The organism is Plantibacter sp. Leaf314 (assembly GCF_001423185.1).
Lineage (GTDB): Bacteria > Actinomycetota > Actinomycetes > Actinomycetales > Microbacteriaceae > Plantibacter.
Genome location: NZ_LMOB01000001.1, coordinates 1,489,427 through 1,506,673 on the forward strand (window position 1 = coordinate 1,489,427; position 17,247 = coordinate 1,506,673).

15 protein-coding genes are annotated in these 17,247 nt (G+C 70.9%); 7 read left to right on the plus strand and 8 right to left on the minus strand.

The features are described 5' to 3' along the window. Positions 1-41 precede the first annotated feature (41 nt). A complete protein-coding gene (locus ASF68_RS06955; protein WP_056008575.1) occupies positions 42-1,088 on the plus strand; it encodes a glycosyl transferase in 1,047 nt (348 codons plus the stop codon). 19 nt (positions 1,089-1,107) lie between these two features. Further along, a complete protein-coding gene (locus tag ASF68_RS06960) occupies positions 1,108-2,055 on the plus strand; it encodes a glycosyltransferase family 2 protein (protein WP_162239344.1) in 948 nt (315 codons plus the stop codon). Between the two features lie 54 nt (positions 2,056-2,109). On the opposite strand, the gene glf is transcribed toward ASF68_RS06960, so the two are convergent. The 3 genes from glf to recQ all read right to left on the minus strand — a co-directional run bounded on the left by glf (position 2,110) and on the right by recQ (position 7,616). Beyond that, complete coding sequence (gene glf / locus ASF68_RS06965) at positions 2,110-3,276, minus strand: UDP-galactopyranose mutase (protein ID WP_056008581.1); 1,167 nt, start codon at positions 3,274-3,276, stop codon at positions 2,110-2,112. 93 nt (positions 3,277-3,369) lie between these two features. Further along, entirely contained in the window at positions 3,370-5,451 is a 2,082-nt protein-coding gene (locus tag ASF68_RS06970) for an acyl-CoA dehydrogenase (RefSeq protein ID WP_056008584.1), read from the minus strand. Between the two features lie 161 nt (positions 5,452-5,612). Further along, entirely contained in the window at positions 5,613-7,616 is a 2,004-nt protein-coding gene (gene recQ, locus ASF68_RS06975; protein ID WP_056008587.1) for a DNA helicase RecQ, read from the minus strand. Between the two features lie 210 nt (positions 7,617-7,826). Between recQ and ASF68_RS06980 the strand changes: the two genes are divergently transcribed. The 3 genes from ASF68_RS06980 (at position 7,827) to ASF68_RS06990 (ending at position 11,525) form a co-directional block, all read left to right on the plus strand. Continuing rightward, positions 7,827-8,483 carry a fasciclin domain-containing protein gene (locus ASF68_RS06980; RefSeq protein WP_056008590.1) on the plus strand — a complete coding sequence of 219 codons (657 nt, stop codon included), beginning with the start codon at positions 7,827-7,829 and terminating at the stop codon, positions 8,481-8,483. A gap of 139 nt (positions 8,484-8,622) precedes the next feature. Next, positions 8,623-9,234 (plus strand): hypothetical protein, encoded by a 612-nt coding sequence (locus ASF68_RS06985; protein ID WP_056008593.1) that lies wholly within the window; start codon positions 8,623-8,625, stop codon positions 9,232-9,234. 212 nt (positions 9,235-9,446) lie between these two features. Further along, positions 9,447-11,525: a cytochrome c oxidase assembly protein gene (locus tag ASF68_RS06990; RefSeq protein ID WP_056008596.1), complete on the plus strand. Its 2,079-nt coding sequence runs from the start codon at positions 9,447-9,449 to the stop codon at positions 11,523-11,525. 63 nt (positions 11,526-11,588) lie between these two features. Here the strand turns inward: ASF68_RS06990 and ASF68_RS06995 are convergent, their stop codons facing one another. The 5 genes from ASF68_RS06995 to ASF68_RS07015 form a co-directional block, all read right to left on the minus strand. Further along, positions 11,589-12,275, minus strand: a complete 687-nt coding sequence (locus ASF68_RS06995; RefSeq protein ID WP_056008599.1) for a copper resistance protein CopC — start codon at positions 12,273-12,275, stop codon at positions 11,589-11,591. After that, complete coding sequence (locus ASF68_RS07000) at positions 12,275-13,042, minus strand: YcnI family protein (protein WP_056008602.1); 768 nt, start codon at positions 13,040-13,042, stop codon at positions 12,275-12,277. Before ASF68_RS07000 ends, ASF68_RS06995 begins: the two co-directional genes overlap by 1 nt. A 144-nt stretch (positions 13,043-13,186) precedes the next feature. Continuing rightward, complete coding sequence (locus tag ASF68_RS07005) at positions 13,187-13,801, minus strand: hypothetical protein (RefSeq protein WP_056008605.1); 615 nt, start codon at positions 13,799-13,801, stop codon at positions 13,187-13,189. Between the two features lie 74 nt (positions 13,802-13,875). After that, positions 13,876-14,310, minus strand: a complete 435-nt coding sequence (locus tag ASF68_RS07010) for a hypothetical protein (RefSeq protein WP_157580241.1) — start codon at positions 14,308-14,310, stop codon at positions 13,876-13,878. 47 nt (positions 14,311-14,357) lie between these two features. After that, positions 14,358-15,476 carry an AI-2E family transporter gene (locus tag ASF68_RS07015; RefSeq protein WP_056008611.1) on the minus strand — a complete coding sequence of 373 codons (1,119 nt, stop codon included), beginning with the start codon at positions 15,474-15,476 and terminating at the stop codon, positions 14,358-14,360. A gap of 117 nt (positions 15,477-15,593) precedes the next feature. Between ASF68_RS07015 and ASF68_RS07020 the strand changes: the two genes are divergently transcribed. Continuing rightward, positions 15,594-16,544 (plus strand): pirin family protein, encoded by a 951-nt coding sequence (locus ASF68_RS07020; protein WP_056008614.1) that lies wholly within the window; start codon positions 15,594-15,596, stop codon positions 16,542-16,544. A gap of 113 nt (positions 16,545-16,657) precedes the next feature. Continuing rightward, complete coding sequence (locus ASF68_RS07025) at positions 16,658-17,239, plus strand: ECF transporter S component (protein WP_056008617.1); 582 nt, start codon at positions 16,658-16,660, stop codon at positions 17,237-17,239. Positions 17,240-17,247: the final 8 nt, after the last annotated feature.

The window sequence follows — 17,247 nt, forward strand, 5'->3', positions numbered from 1 at the left end:
GCCGTGAGCGCGCACCCGACCGCCCCTTCTCCCGGCAGGAGATGCCGTTGTCCCGTCGACTCCGCGTCATGCAGGCGTACCAGCGCCTGCGTCCGACGACCAATCCGTACATCGTGCAGCTCGACCGCGCCCTCGGGTCCACGGCCGGGATGGAGCACCTGCGGTTCACCTGGCGGCGAGCGCTGCTCGGACGCTACGACGTGCTGCACCTGCACTGGCCGGAGACCCGCCTCGGTGGGTCGAACCGGGTCAAGGCGATCGGGAACCAGGTGCGCTTCGCCCTCCTGCTGGCGCGACTCCGCCTGTCACGGATCGCGGTGGTGCGGACCGTCCACAACGTCGAACTGCCGCAGGACATCACCCGGGTGCAGCGGGCGCTCCTCGTCGGCCTCGAGCGGGCGACGACCCTCCGCATCGTCATCAACGAGACGACCACGCTCCCGGCCGACCAGCCCGTCGAGACCATCCTCCACGGCCACTACCGGGATTGGTTCGCCGAGTTCCCCGCCTCGGAAGCGACGCCGGGGCGGTTCGGGTACGCGGGCTTGATCCGCCGGTACAAGGGCGTCGAACACCTCGTCACGACCTTCCGCGAACTCGCGGAACGCGGCCGTGGGGTGAGCCTGACCGTGGGCGGGCGCCCCTCGACGACCGAGCTGGCCGAGACGATCACCGGGCTCGCGGCCGACGATGACCGCATCCGACTCGAGCTGCACTTCCTGAGCGACGCCGAACTCGTGACGATCATGACGAGCGCCGAGCTGGTCGTGCTGCCGTACCGGTTCATGCACAACTCGGGCGGCACCCTCGCCGCCCTCTCCCTCGACCGGCCGGTGCTCATCCCGGCGAACGAGACCAACGCCGCCCTCGCCGCCGAGGTGGGGCCGGGTTGGATCCACACCTACGAGGGCGAGCTGACCGCCGACGACCTCGACCGGACGCTGACCCTGGTGCAGGCAGGCGATCGCTCCGCACAGCCGGACCTTTCCGCCCGTGACTGGGCCGATGCCGGGACGCGTCACCTCGCCGCGTTCGGCCGCGCCGCGGCGCTGCGCCGGGCGACGGGACGGAACCGTCGTGGTCGCTGAGCATCCTTCGGCGCGACGGGTGACCGTCGCCGTCCCGACCTTCCACCGGAACGCCGAGCTCCGCCGGCTGCTCACTCCGCTGCTGCCGCAGCTCGCCGAGACGGCTGCCGGCGGGGAGTGGGACGCCGAGGTGCTCGTGATCGACAACGACCCGGCCGGCGGTGGACGCGTGGTCGCCGATGAGCTGTCCCCGTCCGCGGACGGCCGGCTGCGCTACGTCCTGGAAGGCACCCCCGGCCTCGCCGCGGTGCGGAACCGTGCCCTCGACGAAGCGGACGGACGACTGCTCGTCTTCCTCGACGACGACGAGGAGCCGGCACCGGACTGGTTGGCGACGATGCTCGCGATGTGGGCGCATCACGGATCGGCGGCGGTGTTCGGCCGCGTCGTCTCCGTCTTCGAGGTGGAGCGCGACGCCTGGCTCGTGGCCGGACGGGCGTTCATCCGCCCCGCGCACCGCACCGGGGACCGCCTCCCCGCCGTCGCGACCAACAACCTCCTGCTCGACCTCGACGTCGTCCGACGGCTCGGCCTGCGCTTCGACACCCGACTCGCCTTCAGCGGCGGCGAGGACTCGCTCTTCACCACCCAGCTCACCCGCGGCGGCGGCACGATCCTCTGGTGCGACGAGGCCGTCGTCTACGAACACGTGCCGCAGGACCGACTCAACCGCCGCTGGATCCTCACCCGCGCCTACCGCAACGGCACCGTCGAGGAGACCGTCGCGCGGCTCGCAGGATCAGGGCCCGCCCACGCGATCCGGGTGCGTCTGCAGTACCTCCTGGGCGGGGTCGTCCGTGTCGTCGGCGGCAGCGGACGGGTCCTGCTCGGACGCGTCACGGGCAAGCTCACCCACGTCGCGCGTGGCGAGCGGGCGGTGGCCCGGGGTGCCGGCATGATCGCGGGCGCGGCCGGCTTCGTCTACCAGGAGTACGCGAAGCGCACCGCGGCCCGGCGCGCCGCCTGACCCGCTCCGACCGACCGGACCACGCCGGTCGTCGGACGGGTTCGGCCGCGCGGACTACTCCGCGAGCTCCCGCAGTCGCGGCGCGAGCTGGTTGTCGAACATCGTGAGCGCCGAGGCGATCGCCATGTGCATGTCGAGGTACTTGTAGGTGCCCAGCCGGCCGCCGAAGAACACGTCGGGTTCGAACGCCTGCGCCTCGCGGTATCGGGCCAACTGCTCCCGGTCGGTCGGGGTGTTGACCGGGTAGTACGGCTCGTCGTCGGCCGTGGCCATGCGCGAGAACTCCCGCACGATGACCGTCTTGTCATCCGGGTAGCCGTCGCGCTCGGGGTGGAAGTGCCGGAACTCGAGGATGCGGGTGAACTCGTCCTCGGCGTCGGCGTAGTTCATCACCGAGGTGCCCTGATAGTCGCCCACCGGGTGGACCTCCTGCTCGAAGTCGAGCGTGCGCCAGCCGAGCCGCCCGTGGAGGTAGTCGAAGTAGCGGTCGATCGGCCCGGTGTAGACGACGGGCACGCCCTCCGGCGTGTTCCCGCGGTGGATCGGCTGGCTCTCGTCGAAGAAGTCGGTCTCGAGACGCACCTCGATGTTCGGGTGGTCCACCATCTTCGTCAACCACGCGGTGTAGCCGTCCGTCGGCAGGCCCTCGTAGGTGTCGTTGAAGTACCGGTTGTCGTAGCTGTACCGGACGGGCAGGCGCGAGATGATGTCCGCCGGCAGCTCACGCGGATCGGTCTGCCACTGCTTCTGCGTGTACCCGGCGATGAACGCCTCGTAGAGGGGGCGGCCGATGAGCGAGACGCCGCGCTCCTCGAGGTTCGTCGCCTCGGTGCCGGAGGCGGCATCGGCCTGGCTGCGGATGAGTTCCCGCGCCTCGGTGGGCGAGTACGCCGCCTGGAAGAACTGGTTGATCGTGCCGAGGTTGATCGGCATCGGGAAGACGACACCCTGGTGCTTCGTGTACACGCGGTGCACGTAGGGCGTGAACGTCGTGAACCGGTTCACGTACTCCCACACCCGCTCGTTCGAGGTGTGGAACAGGTGCGCGCCGTAGCGGTGCACCTCGATGCCGGTCTCGGGCTCCGTCTCGCTGTAGGCGTTGCCACCGATGTGCGAGCGGCGATCGATGATGAGGACCTGCAGCCCGAGCTCGTTCGCAGCGCGTTCCGCGATCGTCAAGCCGAACAGTCCGGCCCCAACCACGATCAGATCAGCCGTCATGCCACTGCCCTCCACTCGGCACACCGTCGGGTCGATGAGCACTCCGCACAGCGTATCGGAAGCCCCTATCCCCGCTTCGGGGGATACCGCTGATCAGCGCTGCTTCTTGGAGAGCGTCTTCTCATCGACCGGAGCATCACCCGAGGCTCGACGCGCGGCGAAGTAGTCGGCGGCCTCCTGCTGGCGCTGCGCCTCCTGGCCGGTCGCGATGGGCGCCCGCACATGCTCGGGAGCGAACCCGAAGGCCTCGACCAGGTCGAGGGCGTGCGGACGGAGCCGCGCGATGAGGCGGTCGACGTAGGCGCTGACGGCCTGACCACGCTGCGGCGAGAGCCGACCGTGGATGAGGTACCAGGCCAGGTGCTTCTCGATGAGCGAGAGCCCGAAGAGGTCGTGCACCCAGGTCATGACCTGCTTCGTGCCCGGGTCCTCGATCTGCTCGACACCCTCGGTGAACGCCTCCCACTGCAGCAGTTCACCGTGCGCCCGTGCCGCCTCGATGAGCTCGTTCTGGTGCGCGTTGAAGAGGTCGGACGCGGCCTGCTTCGACAGCTTGTTGGCACCGCGCAGCTTGGTCGCGACCTCGGCGATCATCGACTCGACCCGCTCCGTGAGCAGCTCACGCTGCACGTTCGTGTCGCGGAGCTGGCTCACCGAACGCGCGGTGGACCCGAAGTCCTTCACCGTCTGCGCGAGGCTCCGCAGCCCACTGTTGTGCACGGCGCGGTCGGTCGCCTGCTCGACCACGTACCGCGCGAGCGCCCCGGCGTCGACCTTCGCGAACTTCCGGCTGTAGTCGGTGAGGAGACGCTTGGCGACGAGCTGCAGGAGCACGTTGTTGTCGCCCTCGAACGTGGCGTAGACGTCAAGGTCCGCACGCAGACCCGTGAGGCGGTTCTCGGCGAGGAAGCCGTTCCCGCCGCACGCTTCCCGAGCCTCCTGCAGGGTGTCGAGCGCGTGCCAGGTCGACAGGGGCTTGAGCGCGGCCGCGAGCGTCTCGAGGTCCTGGCGGTCCTCGTCGGAGTCCGCCTTGCCACTGAAGACCTCGTCGAACTTCATGAGCAGCCGGTCGTGGGCGAAGATCTGCGCGTACGTCGTCGCGAGGCGAGGCAGGAGCCGGCGCTGGTGGCGCTGGTAGTCGAGGATGACCTCTTCCTGCGTGTCGCTGCCCGCGTTGAACTGGCGGCGCTCGCTGCCGTAGGTGATCGCGATCTGCAGCGCGAGGGCGGAGGCGGACGTCGCGGCGCCGTCGAGCGACACCCGACCCTGGACGAGCGTTCCGAGCATGGTGAAGAACCGACGCCCGGGGCTCGCGATCGGCGAGGAGTACGTGCCGTCCTCGGCGACGTCCCCGTAGCGGTTGAGCAGGTTGGTTCGCGGGACACGAACCCCGGTGAAGTGCAGTCGACCGTTGTCGATGCCGTTCAGGCCACCCTTCAGCCCGTCGTCCTCGCCGCCGATCCCGGGCAGGAAGTCACCCTCGTCGTCGCGGATGGGGACGTAGAAGCAGTGGACGCCGTGGTTCACGCCGTTCGTGATGAGCTGGGCGAACAGCGTCGCCGCCTTCCCGTGGACGGCCGCGTTGCCGAGGTAGTCCTTCCAGGCCGCCCGGAACGGGGTGTCGATGACGAACTCCTGCGTCTCGGGGTCGTACGTCGCCGTCGTGGCGATCGACGCCACGTCGGAGCCGTGGCCGGACTCGGTCATCGCGAAGGCGCCGGGGACGTCGAGGTTCATCGCCCCTGGCAGGAACGCGTCGTGGTGCCGCTCGGTGCCGAGGTGCAGGATCGCGGCGCCGAAGAGTCCCCACTGCACGCCGGACTTGATCTGGAGCGACGGGTCGGCGAGCACGAGCTCCTCGAACCCGGCGATGTTCCCGCCGTGGTCGTCGGCACCGCCGAGGCGCGTCGGGAAGGCCTTGAGCACCTGACCGTTCTCGACGAGCAGCTTCAGCTGGTGGAACACGCGGTCGCGGTGGTCGTCCATCGACTGCCCCTCGATGCGTTGCATCTCGGGGCGGGCGGCGAGCGCGCGGGAGGCGAGACGTGCCTCCGGCCAGGACCCGAGGAGCTGGCGGGCGAGCGCCGGGACGTCGAGCCGCGCATCCGACGGCGCCACCTCGACCGTCGCTGCCGTCGTACCGCTGACGCTCGTCCGGATCGCTGTGTCGACCATCCCTGTGCCCTGCCTTTCACCCATGAAAACCTCCCACAATGGTAGGACTGTCATAACGAAGCCTGAAAGCACCTGTGGGATGTGGACAAGGGGCCGCCCGATCGTGGCGGACCGTGTTGGTCATGCCCCACAGCTGTCGCAGGAAGCTCCCAGGCCGTGGCTCAGCTGTTCGCGGACACGACCTCGACGAGCGCCGCTCCATAGGCGTCGAGCTTCTTCGCACCGATGCCGCTGATGCCGTCGAGCTCGCCGAGCGAGGTGGGTTTGGCCGTCGCGACCGCCCGCAGCGTGGCGTCACCGAAGACGATGTACGCCGGGACGCCCTGCTCCTTCGCGACGCCCGCGCGCCACGTCCGGAGCGCCTGGAAGAGCTCGGCGGCGGCCGGTTCCAGCTCCGCATTCGCACCCGACGAGCGGGAGGACGACCGCGACGAGGACCGGGCAGCGCGTTCCGGCTCGCGCCGCATGGCGACCGGCCGGCTCCCGGCGAGCACTTCCGCGCTCCCCTCGGTGAGGCCGAGCGTGCCGTACTCGCCGACGGTGGCCAGGAGGTCGCGTGCGAGGAGTTGGCGGACGACCCCACGCCACTCCTGGTCGCTGAGGTCTTCGCCGATGCCGAAGGTCGCGAGCTCGTCGTGCCGCTGCTGGGCGACCCGGTCGGTCCGCTTGCCCCGGAGGATGTCGATGATCTGGCCGGCACCGAACGACTGATTCCGTTCGCGCTTCAGGCGCACGATCGTGGAGAGGAGCTTCTGCGCCGGGACGGTGCCGTCCCAGGTGACCGGCGGTTCGAGGCAGGTGTCGCAATTGCCACACGGGGTCGACGGCTGGCCGAAGTACCGCAGCAGGTTGACCCGGCGGCAGTCGACCGTCTCGCAGAGCGCGAGCATGGCGTCGAGGTGCGCGCTCAGGTTGCGCTGGTGGGCGAGGTCGCCCGGCGACTCCGCGATCATGCGGCGCTGCTGCACGACGTCCTGGAGGCCGTACGCGAGCCAGGCGATGGACGGCTCGCCGTCGCGGCCCGCGCGCCCTGTCTCCTGGTAGTACCCCTCGACGCTCTTCGGGAGGTCGACGTGGGCGACGAACCGGACGTCCGGCTTGTCGATGCCCATGCCGAACGCGATGGTCGCGACGACCACGACCCCGTCCTCGCGGAGGAAGCGGGACTGCGCGGCCGCGCGGACCGAGGCGTCGAGGCCGGCGTGGTACGCGACGGCGTCCACCCCGTTGTCGCGCAGGAGCTGGGCCGTCTGCTCGACCGTCTTGCGGCTCAGGCAGTACACGATCCCGGCGGTGCCGGCCGGCTGCTCCTTCACGAACGCGACGAGCTGCTTGCGGACCTCGTTCTTGCCCACGATGCGGTACTGGATGTTCGGGCGGTCGAAGCTCGAGACGAAGTGCTTCGCCTCGCCCAGGTGGAGGCGCTGGGTGATCTCCTGGTGCGTCGCGTCGGTGGCGGTCGCAGTGAGGGCGATCCGCGGGACGTCGGGCCAGCGTTCGGCCAGCTCGCCGAGCATGAGGTAGTCGGGGCGGAAGTCGTGCCCCCACTGCGACACACAGTGCGCTTCGTCGATGGCGAGGAGCGCGATGGTGCCCTGCCCGAGGAAGCGGCGGGTGGCCTCGGAGCTCAGCCGCTCGGGCGCGACGTAGAGGAGGTCGAGCTCGCCGGAGAGATAGGCCTGCTCGACCCGGGAACGCTCCGCGGGATCCTGCGTGGAGTTGAGGAAGGCGGCACGGACGCCGACCGCGAGGAGCGCGTCGACCTGGTCCTGCATGAGCGCGATGAGCGGTGACACGACGATGCCCGTGCCCGGCCGGAGCAGTGCGGGGATCTGGTAGCAGAGGCTCTTGCCGCCACCCGTCGGCATGAGGACCACCGCGTCGCCACCGCCGGCCACCTGCTCGATGATCTGCTGCTGCTCCCCGCGGAACGCGTCGTACCCGAAGACGGTGTGCAGGGCCTCCTGCGCTGTGGCGAACTTCTGGCCTGCGGCGCGCGTGACGGCCGGGGTCGCCGTGCGCGGGGCAGCCGGAGCGGCCGTGGACGGCGCCGCGCCCCAGCTGACCCCGCCGCCGAGGTAGGCGTCGTCGGGCGGCGGTGCGTCGAAGTCGTCGGGAGCGTCCGCGTCGTCCGGGATCCAGTCGGGTTCGGTGCTCCAGCTCATCCGTCGATCGTAGCCGCCACAGCCGACATCGCCGCGCGAGCCTCCACAGCGTTCCGGACGGAAAGTTCGTCCCTCTTAATGCCGGAGGGTCGTCGAGGCCGGATCCGAACTTTTTCCAAACCACCCCTGTGGGGGCTCCGAAGTGTCATCGAGGGCCGGTTCTGAGAGGCACTCGAACAGCCGGTCCAAACCTCATCAAAGGAGAATCACATGCGTACCATCAAGCGGAACCACATGGCAGTGCTCGCACTCGCCGCCGTCGCAACCTTCGGCCTCGCAGCCTGTTCCAGCGGCTCCAGCTCGGACAGCGGCTCCTCCATGGAGCCCAGCTCCGCACCCACCGAGTCCATGGCTGCCGACCCGGCAGCGGACCTCGTCGGCTCGGGCTGCGCCGCCTACGCTGACGCCGTCCCGGACGGTGCAGGATCCGTCGCCGGCATGTCGGCCGACCCGGTCGCCGTCGCCGCATCGAACAACCCACTGCTGACCACGCTCACCGCTGCGGTCTCCGGCCAGCTGAACCCCGACGTCAACCTCGTCGACACGCTGAACGGCTCCGAGTTCACCGTCTTCGCTCCGGTCGACGACGCCTTCAAGAAGATCGACGCCGCCACGATCGACAGCCTCAAGACGCCTGAGGGCGCTGCGACGCTGACGTCGATCCTCACCTACCACGTCATCCCCGGCCAGATCGCGCCGTCGGACATCGATGGTGACCAGACCACCGTCGAGGGTGGAACCGTCAAGGTCGAGGGCTCGGGTGACAACATCACCGTCAACGGTGCCAAGGTCATCTGCGGTGGCGTCAAGACCGCCAACGCGACCGTGTACCTCATCGACTCGGTCCTGATGCCGCCGGCCAAGTAGCCGACCGCGGGTTCACCCGCACGCATCACCAGCGACACCCGCAGCCCCGTCATCCGCACCGGATGGCGGGGCTGCTTCGTCGTGTCCGGGGCCGATCGTCTGCGACGCCGAGCGGACGCGCGTCTGTGAGAATGGACCCATGCCGTCAGACCGCTCCGACCGCGTCCTGCGCGGGTCGAGCGCGGCGGTGTTCGCGACCTTCGTCGCCCTGCTGTCGCACGTCGCCGGCGGGGGCCAGGTCCCGGGTGCGCTCGGTGTCGTCGCCCCACTCGTCCTCTCCACGGCGGCCTGCGTCCTCCTCGCCGGTCGGCGCCTGACCCTCCTGCGGACCACGCTCTCGGTCGTCGTCAGCCAGGTCCTGTTCCACACCCTGTTCGTACTCGGCACCGCACCGCGAACGGCTCAGCACCCGGGAGCCATGGCGCACGGCACGCACGGGTCCGCCGCAACGGTCGACCTCGTCACCGGCGCGACCGCGAGCCACCACACCGATGTGGGCATGTGGTCCGCCCACCTCGCCGCCGGTCTCGTGACCATCGCCGCCTTCCAGCGCGCGGGCTCGCTCCTCGCGGCCCTCGCGGGCGTGCGGGAGTTCGTCCTCGTCCGCCTCATCCGCAGAGCGCTGACGGACACGCCGCCGACGCGCCCGACGCGCGTCGAGACGGCGATCGAACCCCGCCTGGCGCACCCGCTCGGCTTCCACCCCGAGACGACCGCCCTGCGCGGTCCGCCGCTCGCGACCATCCGCTGAGCACGCGGCCGGCCGGACCCCATCGGTCCCCGTCGACCGCCCCACACCGCGGGTCGTCCCACCGCGCTCCGACATCCGGAGCGCCGCACGACCCGTCTCCCCATTCCCGTCGCTCGACCACGGTCCCCGCCGACCCGTCGAGCGGCCAGTGCTGCAGCGGCGACGCGTCCCGAGGGACGAGCGCGCCGACCCGCAGGAAAGGAGCCACCACCGTGGCCGAACCCCGCACCTCCTCCCCACCGGACGACGACCTCGCGGTCGCGCCGAACCGCTCCCCCGGACTGGCTCCGATCCGGGCACCGGAGGCGATCATGCTCGCATCCGTGCCGGTCGCCGTCGCCGTCACCCTGCTCGCGCTCGTCGGCACCGGGGCGTTCTCGACCGGGACCCTGCTCTCCGACCCCGGTGTCGTGGTCACGAGGGGGCTCCCGATCGCGCGCGTGGTCCACGATGCGGCGGCGGCGGTGACGATCGGGCTGCTGACCGCCGCGACGTTCCTCCTGCCGGGGCAACGCATCGTGCCCGGCATCGTCTCGTTCTCGCAGGCCAAGGCCGTCCGCTGGGCCGCCTGGTCGTCGGCCGTCTGGTTGGCCGCCGGTATCGCGGTCCTCGTGTTCACCGCGGCGAACTCCATCGGCGTCCCCGTGTCGTCGCCCACCTTCGCCAACACCTTCCTCTTCTACGCGACGCAACTCGAACTCGGTCAGACGCTCCTCGGCTCGCTCGGGTGCGTCCTCCTCGTCGGCTGCATCGTGGTGCTCGCGCGCCGTCTCGCCTGGGTCGCCGCGGCGAACGCCATCGCGGTCTTCGCACTCCTGCCGCTCTCACTGTCCGGACACGCAGCCGGCTCCGACGAACACGGCAACGCGGTGAACTCGCTCGCCGTCCACCTCATCGGCGTCACCGCCTGGGCGGGCGGCCTCGTCGCGGTGATCCTGTTGCGCCGGGCCGTCGGAAACGAGATCGGGGTCGTGGTCGCGCGCTACTCGGTGCTGGCCGGTTGGGCGTTCGGGGCGGTGGCCTTCTCCGGTGTCGTGAACGCCTCACTGCGGCTGGCGGGACCGTCCGACCTGCTGACCCCCTACGGGCTGCTCATCGTTGCCAAGACGGTCGCGCTCGTGCTCCTCGGTTGCGCAGGCGTCTGGCACCGACGTCGCCTCATCCCCCGGCTGCTGCGTCCAGGTGGTGACCCGAGGGCCTTCATCCGCCTCGCGGTCGGCGAGGTCGTCGTCATGGCCGTGACGATGGGCGTCTCCGTCGCGCTGTCCCGCAGCCAACCGCCGGTGTCGCAGGAGCCCGTCGCCGACGACGTCCGACGACGCCTCCTCGGGTTCGAGTACCCACCGCCCGTGACGCCACTCCGGATGTTCACCGAGTGGCACGTGGACTGGATGTGGGCCGGGATCGCGGCCGTCGGCGCCGGCTGGTACCTGTGGGCGTTCCTGCGGCTCAGACGGCGCGGTGACGCGTGGCCGGTGACCCGGCTGGTCGCCTGGCTGCTCGGCTGCGTCGCACTGCTGTACGCCACGAGTGGTGGCCTCGCCGCCTACGGCCAGATCCACTTCAGCACCCACATGCTGCAGCACATGGCGCTCATGATGATCGTGCCGCCGCTCCTCGTGCTCGGCGGCCCGGTCCTCCTCGCCCTCCGGACCCTGCCGGCCCGGACGGACGGTGGGCGGGGGCTCCGCGAGTGGATCCTCGCCGTCGTGCACTCCCGCTACCTGAGCCTCCTGTCGAAGCCCGCCGTCGCGGGCGTCCTGTTCGCCGGCAGTCTCGTGGTGTTCTACTACACCGGCTGGTTCGAGTGGGCGATGATCGCGCACCAGGGTCACGTCCTCATGACCGTGCACTTCCTCGCCACCGGGTACCTGTTCTTCTGGGTGCTGATCGGCGTCGACCCCGGTCCGAACCGGCCCGCGTTCCCGTTCCGGCTCATCCTGCTGCTCGCGACCCTGGCGTTCCACGCCTTCTTCGGCCTGGCGATCATGTCGAGCTCGACCGTGCTCGCCGCCGACTGGTGGACGGCCCTCGGGTACACCGACACCGCCGCGCTCCTCGCCGACCAGGGCGTCGGCGGTGGCATCGCCTGGAGCGTCGGGGAGGTGCCGGCGGTGCTCGTCGCGCTCATCGTCGTCTCGCAGTGGGTCCAGAGTGACGAGCGCGCCGCGAAACGGTACGACCGCCGGGCGGAGCGCGACGGTGACGCCGAGCTCGGTGACTACAACGCCCGCCTGGCGCGCATCAACCGGCAGGACGAGCGGTCGGGCGAGGACCGCGAGCACTCCTGAGCCGGACGACGACGGCCCCGCCGGCAGTGGATGCCGGCGGGGCCGTCGTCGTCCGGAGGACGATCAGGAGGTGGGAGGACCGTCCGAGCCGGAACCGCCCGACACCGAGGTAGGGGCGTCCGGCTCCGGCTTGCGACGGGTCACGAGGAGCACGCCGATGCCGGCCACGAGGACGACACCGATCGCGCCGACCACCCACCAGACGTCGCCGCTCAGACCACCGGTGGCCGGTGTGGCGGTGTCGCCATCACCTGCGCCACCCGCAGCCGACGACGGCCCGACGGACGAGGCACCGCTCGTCGCGCACGCCGGCTCCGAGCTGCCGGCGGCGAGCTCCTGACCCTCGGCCGGTGCCCACTGGAAGGTGTAGCTCCCCGACAACGGATGCCCGTCCGTCGACACGAGTTGCCACACGACCGTGTACTCCCCGGCCTCGCCGAGCTGCACCGGCATGACGAGCGCCGGCCCGTTGACCGCGGCACACGCCGTGCCGTACTGGAGCTGCTCGTCGCCGGGCCCCGTCACCTGGATCTGATTGGACTGACCCGCCTCGCCGAGGTCGAGCAAATTGTCGTTCGTCGTGATGACGACCTGCTCCGGCTGCTCGGTGACCGTCGATCCCTCGGCGGGGCTCGTCGAGACGATGCTGTTGTGCGCTGCAGCCGGACCAGCCATGGCGAACACCGCCGCCGCCGCGAGGAACGCGGTGGCGACGGAGCCGACGAGGCGGCGGCGACGGGCCGTCGTCATCAGGCCTGGCGCTTCGCGTCGGACGCCGCGCGACGCGCGGACGCGGCGATCACGATGCCGGCGGCGCCGACGACGAGCCCGGCGATGCCGAGCACGCGTCCCAGCACATCGGTGGTGCCGGCGTCGGAGGCCGCAGCGGCCTCGGTGTGGTCACCGTCGCCGTCGTCGTCCATGGCTGCCCCACCGTGGTCGTCGCCGGCCTCGGCGGCCGTGACGACGACGACCGGTGCGGGCGACTCGAGGTCGTCCTCGGTCTGGCCGTCCTTCGCGACGTCGGTCCAGTCGGTCTGGCCGACCTCACACGTCTGCGTCACCGGGAACACGAGGGTCTTCCCCTCCGCGTCGGCCGGCAGCTGGACCTGGAAGGAGACGGTGTCGCGGTAGCCGTCGGCGAGCGGCGTCTTGGCCGTGTAGACGACGGTGCCGACGCGTTCGGCGAGCTGCTCGCCGTGGCTGTCGGTGATGGGCTTCGCGAGCGGGGCCATCTGCTTGTCGATGGTCCAGTTCGGGTTGACCGTCGGCGTCACGGCGTTGATCTCCTCGGGGATCTCGAAGGAGAGGCTCGTGGTGGGCGAACCGTCGCAGCCGTGACCGACGGCGAAGCTCAGCACCGTGTAGGAACCGGCGGCGGTCGAGGTGGGCGTGACGCTCACGTGGGCGCTGGCGGCGAGCGGCGCTCCCACGGCGAGGAGTGCTCCGGCGCCGATGGCGATCGCACCGAGGGCGGCGGGCTTGCGGAAGGTGGGGCGGGGGGTCGTTGCGTTCATGATGTCCTGTCGACTGCTCCGCGGCGTCGAGCCTGCGGAGACGGATGGGGCGACGCCTGGGCGGGCGCGCCGGTGGGTACTGCGATGCGGATGGCCGACCACGCCGCGCACAGCACCCGTCCGTGTCGGACGGTGGCGCGGCGGTCAGGCGGTGGCGAACGCCGGAGGACCGCGGTGACGGAGGTGGAGCAGGACGACGCCGAGGTTGCGCGGGCGCTCGTTGACGCGGACCCACTGCACCCGCCGAGGCGCCGGGACGAGGTGGACCGGGGCGGCGCGACGTGCGAGCACCCGGACCGTGAGCGCCGAGAGCGCGGCGCGGGTCGCGCGTTCGGCGAAGAGGATGGCCGTGATCGTGGCGACGGCGGCGACGAGGTGGGCCACCCACATGGCGGTGGCGCCGTGGCTGTGCATGGTGATGCCTCCGCCGGTCGCCAGCTCGACGACCTGGTGCCGGTGCCACGAGCCGGCACCGGATCCGCCGCCCGAGGCCACCGTCGCGCTGACGGTGCTCGGGACGAGGGTGAAGAGCGCGTGGTAGCCGAGCTGGCTCACGAGCACGGAGGCGACGATCCCCGGAACGGTGATGCGTCGGCCGGCGAGCAGCACGCAGACGAGGACGGCGAACGTGCCGCCGACGAGGAGCACGAACGCGGACGGTGCCGCGGCCCCGCCGATCGTGTGCGAGAGCGCGGCGGCGAAGGTGGCGAAGGCCGCTGCGGCGGTGCCGCGGGCGACTCGAGCCCACCGTTCCGTCATGCCAGGCCTCCGGGAGAACGAGCGGACCAGGTGTCGACGCTCGGACTCCCAGACTACCCGAGCGATGGTCGCGCTCAGGCCGCGTCGGCCACGAACAGCAGGACGATCGACGCGACGGAGCAGGCCACGCCGATGCCGAAGCTCACCCAGAACAGCAGCCGGAGCGCCTTCGCGTGGTCGGCGCTCCGCGTGAACCGTGCACGGGACGGCTCGCGCCGGGCGTAGAAGACGTTCGGTTCCTCCGGGTCGCGGAGCGCGTCGAACTCCGCGTCGGAGACGGGACGGGAATACAGCTCCGCGGCCTCCGTCATCCAGCGGACCTCCCGGCCGGCCGTTCCCTCGGGGCGCTCAGGATCGACCGGTCCGTCGACGATGACGCCGTGCGTCTCGACCCAGCTGCCGTCCGCCGCCCTGGCGATGAGCATGGCGAGGAGCACGACGACGGCGCATCCGAAGCCGATCCAGGTGAAGACCTCGAACACGAGGCCGAGGAGGTCGTGGGTGTCCACGCTCACATGCTATCCGGCGACTCCGGGTGCGCCGGCGACCGCTCGACTCAGACCGACTCCGGGCGCTTCTGCCGCATCGGTTCCGCCGGCTGGTCCGGACCGTTCCAGACGCCGACGATGCCCCAGGCGACCGCGGCGATCGGGACCGCGAGGACCGCTCCGACGATGCCGCCGAGGATGGTGCCGGCCGTCAACGCGAGCAGGACGACGAGGGCGTGCAGCTTGAGCGAACGCGCCATGACGACGGGCTGCAGGAAGTTGCCCTCGAGCTGGTTCACGAGGACGACCACACCGACGACGATGAGCGCGGCGACCGGACCGTTGGCCACGAGCGCGACGAGCGCCGCGAGGATGCCGGCGGCGGTCGCGCCGACGATCGGGATGAAGGCGGTGAGGAACACGATGACGCTGAGCGGCAGCGCGAGCGGGACGCCGATGATCGCGAGGCCGATGCCGATGCCGAGCGCATCGACGGCCGCGATCGTCGCGGTACCGCGCACATAGCCGCCGAGCGTGTCGACCGTCTTGCCGCCGACGCGCTTGGCACGGTCGTACGCGGCCCCGGTGAAGGGGCGGAGCAGGAACTCCCAGAGCCGCGGCCCGTCCTTGAGGAAGAAGAACAGCACGACGATCATGAGGACGAGCCCGGTGAGGAAGCTCGCCGTCGCCGAGACCCCGGCGAGCGCCCCGCTGCCGAACTGGCTCGAGGTGAGGAAGTCGACCGCGGTCTGCTTGGCGTCCTCGATCTGCTTCTCGTCGATGTCGAACGGCAGGGTGCCGAGCCAGTCCTGCAGCTGCCCGAAGCCCTTCGAGGCGGAGTCGACGAGGTCGTCCCACTGGCTGCGGACGGCCCAGACGATGAGCCAGCCGATGCCGCCGAGGACGACGAGGATCGAGACGAGGGCGATCCAGGTGGCGAGGATCGACGGGAGGCCCTTCGACCGCATCCACCGCATGAGCGGGTAGATCGCGGACGCGAGGATGAGGGCGATGACGACGGGGATCATCACGAGGGAGAGCTGGGTCAGCGCGAAGACGATCAGCGCGGCGACGGCGACGATGGCGAGCGTCTGGACACTCCGGGTCGCGAACGTGCCGATGCGGTCGTGCCAGAGCCCTCGTGCGAGCGGCTCGGGCGTACCGTCGTGCTTGTCGAACAGGCCCATGGGATCCCCAATCTCGGGAGCGACGGGACCGGAGCGGCCCCGTCGCCCAGTCAAGCACGTCGGCGAGGACCGCGGCAGACCGAGCGGAGTAGCGTTGGCCGTGATAAGGAGGCGCTCATGACGAGACTCGACGCCGATCCGGTACCCAGCGTCTGCCACGCGCCCGACAGCTCGGGCACGCGGCTGCTCGAGGCACGTGAGGTCCCCCTCGGCGGCGTCCGAGGCCTGAGCGTCCACCGCACCCTCCCCCAGCGCGAGCTGCCGATGATCGGCGCCTGGTGCTTCCTCGACCGCTTCGACGAGGACCGCGCGCGGATGCGGGTCCTGCCGCACCCGCACACCGGCCTGCAGACCGTGACCTGGCCGCTGGCCGGCGACATCCGGCACCGGGACAGCGTCGGCAGCGACGTGGTCGTCCGCCCGGGTGAGTTGAACCTCATGACGAGCGGTCTCGGGGTCTCCCACTCCGAGTTCTCCGTCGGCGAGGAGGAGGACGAGATGCACGGCCTCCAGCTCTGGGTCGCCCTCCCCGAGCATGCCTCCTCGGTCCCGGCGGCGTTCGAGCAGCACCGGGACCTGCCCGTCCACACCGCAACCGGTCTCCGCGCGACGGTCCTCATCGGCACGCTCGGTGGCGCGACGTCCACCGCGACCGTGCACTCGCCGCTCCTCGGCGCCGACGTCGTCCTCGACCCCGGTGCAGCGGTGACCCTGCCGGTCGACCCCGCCTTCGAGCACGGTGTCCTCGTGATCGACGGTGCGCTCGAGGTGGACGGCATCGACCTCACCTCCGGTCCGCTGCTCTACCTCGAGCCGGGTCGCGACCACCTCAGCCTCAACAGTGGCAGCGGTGCCCGATTCGTCCTCCTCGGCGGGACACCGTTCCCCGAGGAACTCGTCATGTGGTGGAACTTCGTCGGTCGGAGCCACGAGGACATCGAGACCGCGCGGGCGGACTGGGAGGCCGGTTCGCCGAGGTTCGGCTCGGTGGCCGGTCACGGGGTCGAGCGCATCCCGGCCCCGCCGCTGCCGAACGTCCGGCTGACCCCGCGTCGGCGGTCGATCTGATCCCTCCCGGACGGTGCTCACCATCCCGATCCGGACCACATCCGTCGGCCGTCCGCCCGGCCAAGGGAGGATAGGCTGTCCTCAGGAGATCGGCTGCTCGTGAAGGTGGGCTCATGCAACGTCTGAGTACGCGACTGCTGCTGACCTGCGCCGCGATCGGCGTCGGGGGCGGCCTCGTCTTCGTCGTCTCCGGGTACGTCGGGGGCACGATCTCCGCCACCGCGCCGGTGCTCTACGGCCTCATCATCGGTGTCTACTTCCTGCCGGGCGTCGTTGCACAGGCACTGCTGCGCCGAGGCGGCGTGGCGCTCATGACCGGCCTCACCGCCGGCCTCGTCTCCGCGGCGTTCAGCCCGCAGTGGTTCTTCCGCTACTTCGGCACCGGCCTCGCCATCGGCCTCCTCCAGGAGATCCCCTTCGCCGTGTCCCGGTACCGCGTGTGGCGTTCGTGGGTCTTCTATCTCGCCGCCGGGATCGCCGGGATCGTGTTCGCCGCCTCGGTGCTCGTCGTCCTGGGCATCGACCACTTCACCCCGGTCGCACAGGCCGTCTACATCGCCCTGTTCGTGCTCAGCCCGATCGCGTTCACCGCGGCCGGACGCGGCGTGGCCGCAGCGCTCGCCAGGGCAGGGGTCGGGCGGTCCATCGCCAAGCCGGTGCAGCGCGGCCGCGGATCCGTCGACACGCGGGCCTGAGTGGACGT

Bases quoted from the DNA above. Each gene is read 5' to 3' on its own strand.
- ASF68_RS07000 (WP_056008602.1), bottom strand. From the start codon at position 13,042: ATGAACGCAACGACCCCCCGCCCCACCTTCCGCAAGCCCGCCGCCCTC.
- ASF68_RS06955 (WP_056008575.1), top strand. From the start codon at position 42: ATGCCGTTGTCCCGTCGACTCCGCGTCATGCAGGCGTACCAGCGCCTG.
- ASF68_RS06995 (WP_056008599.1), bottom strand. From the start codon at position 12,275: ATGACGACGGCCCGTCGCCGCCGCCTCGTCGGCTCCGTCGCCACCGCG.
- ASF68_RS06980 (WP_056008590.1), top strand. From the start codon at position 7,827: ATGCGTACCATCAAGCGGAACCACATGGCAGTGCTCGCACTCGCCGCC.
- ASF68_RS07025 (WP_056008617.1), top strand. From the start codon at position 16,658: ATGCAACGTCTGAGTACGCGACTGCTGCTGACCTGCGCCGCGATCGGC.
- glf (WP_056008581.1), bottom strand. From the start codon at position 3,276: ATGACGGCTGATCTGATCGTGGTTGGGGCCGGACTGTTCGGCTTGACG.
- ASF68_RS07020 (WP_056008614.1), top strand. From the start codon at position 15,594: ATGACGAGACTCGACGCCGATCCGGTACCCAGCGTCTGCCACGCGCCC.
- ASF68_RS06970 (WP_056008584.1), bottom strand. From the start codon at position 5,451: ATGGTCGACACAGCGATCCGGACGAGCGTCAGCGGTACGACGGCAGCG.
- ASF68_RS07015 (WP_056008611.1), bottom strand. From the start codon at position 15,476: ATGGGCCTGTTCGACAAGCACGACGGTACGCCCGAGCCGCTCGCACGA.
- ASF68_RS07005 (WP_056008605.1), bottom strand. From the start codon at position 13,801: ATGACGGAACGGTGGGCTCGAGTCGCCCGCGGCACCGCCGCAGCGGCC.
- recQ (WP_056008587.1), bottom strand. From the start codon at position 7,616: ATGAGCTGGAGCACCGAACCCGACTGGATCCCGGACGACGCGGACGCT.
- ASF68_RS06985 (WP_056008593.1), top strand. From the start codon at position 8,623: ATGCCGTCAGACCGCTCCGACCGCGTCCTGCGCGGGTCGAGCGCGGCG.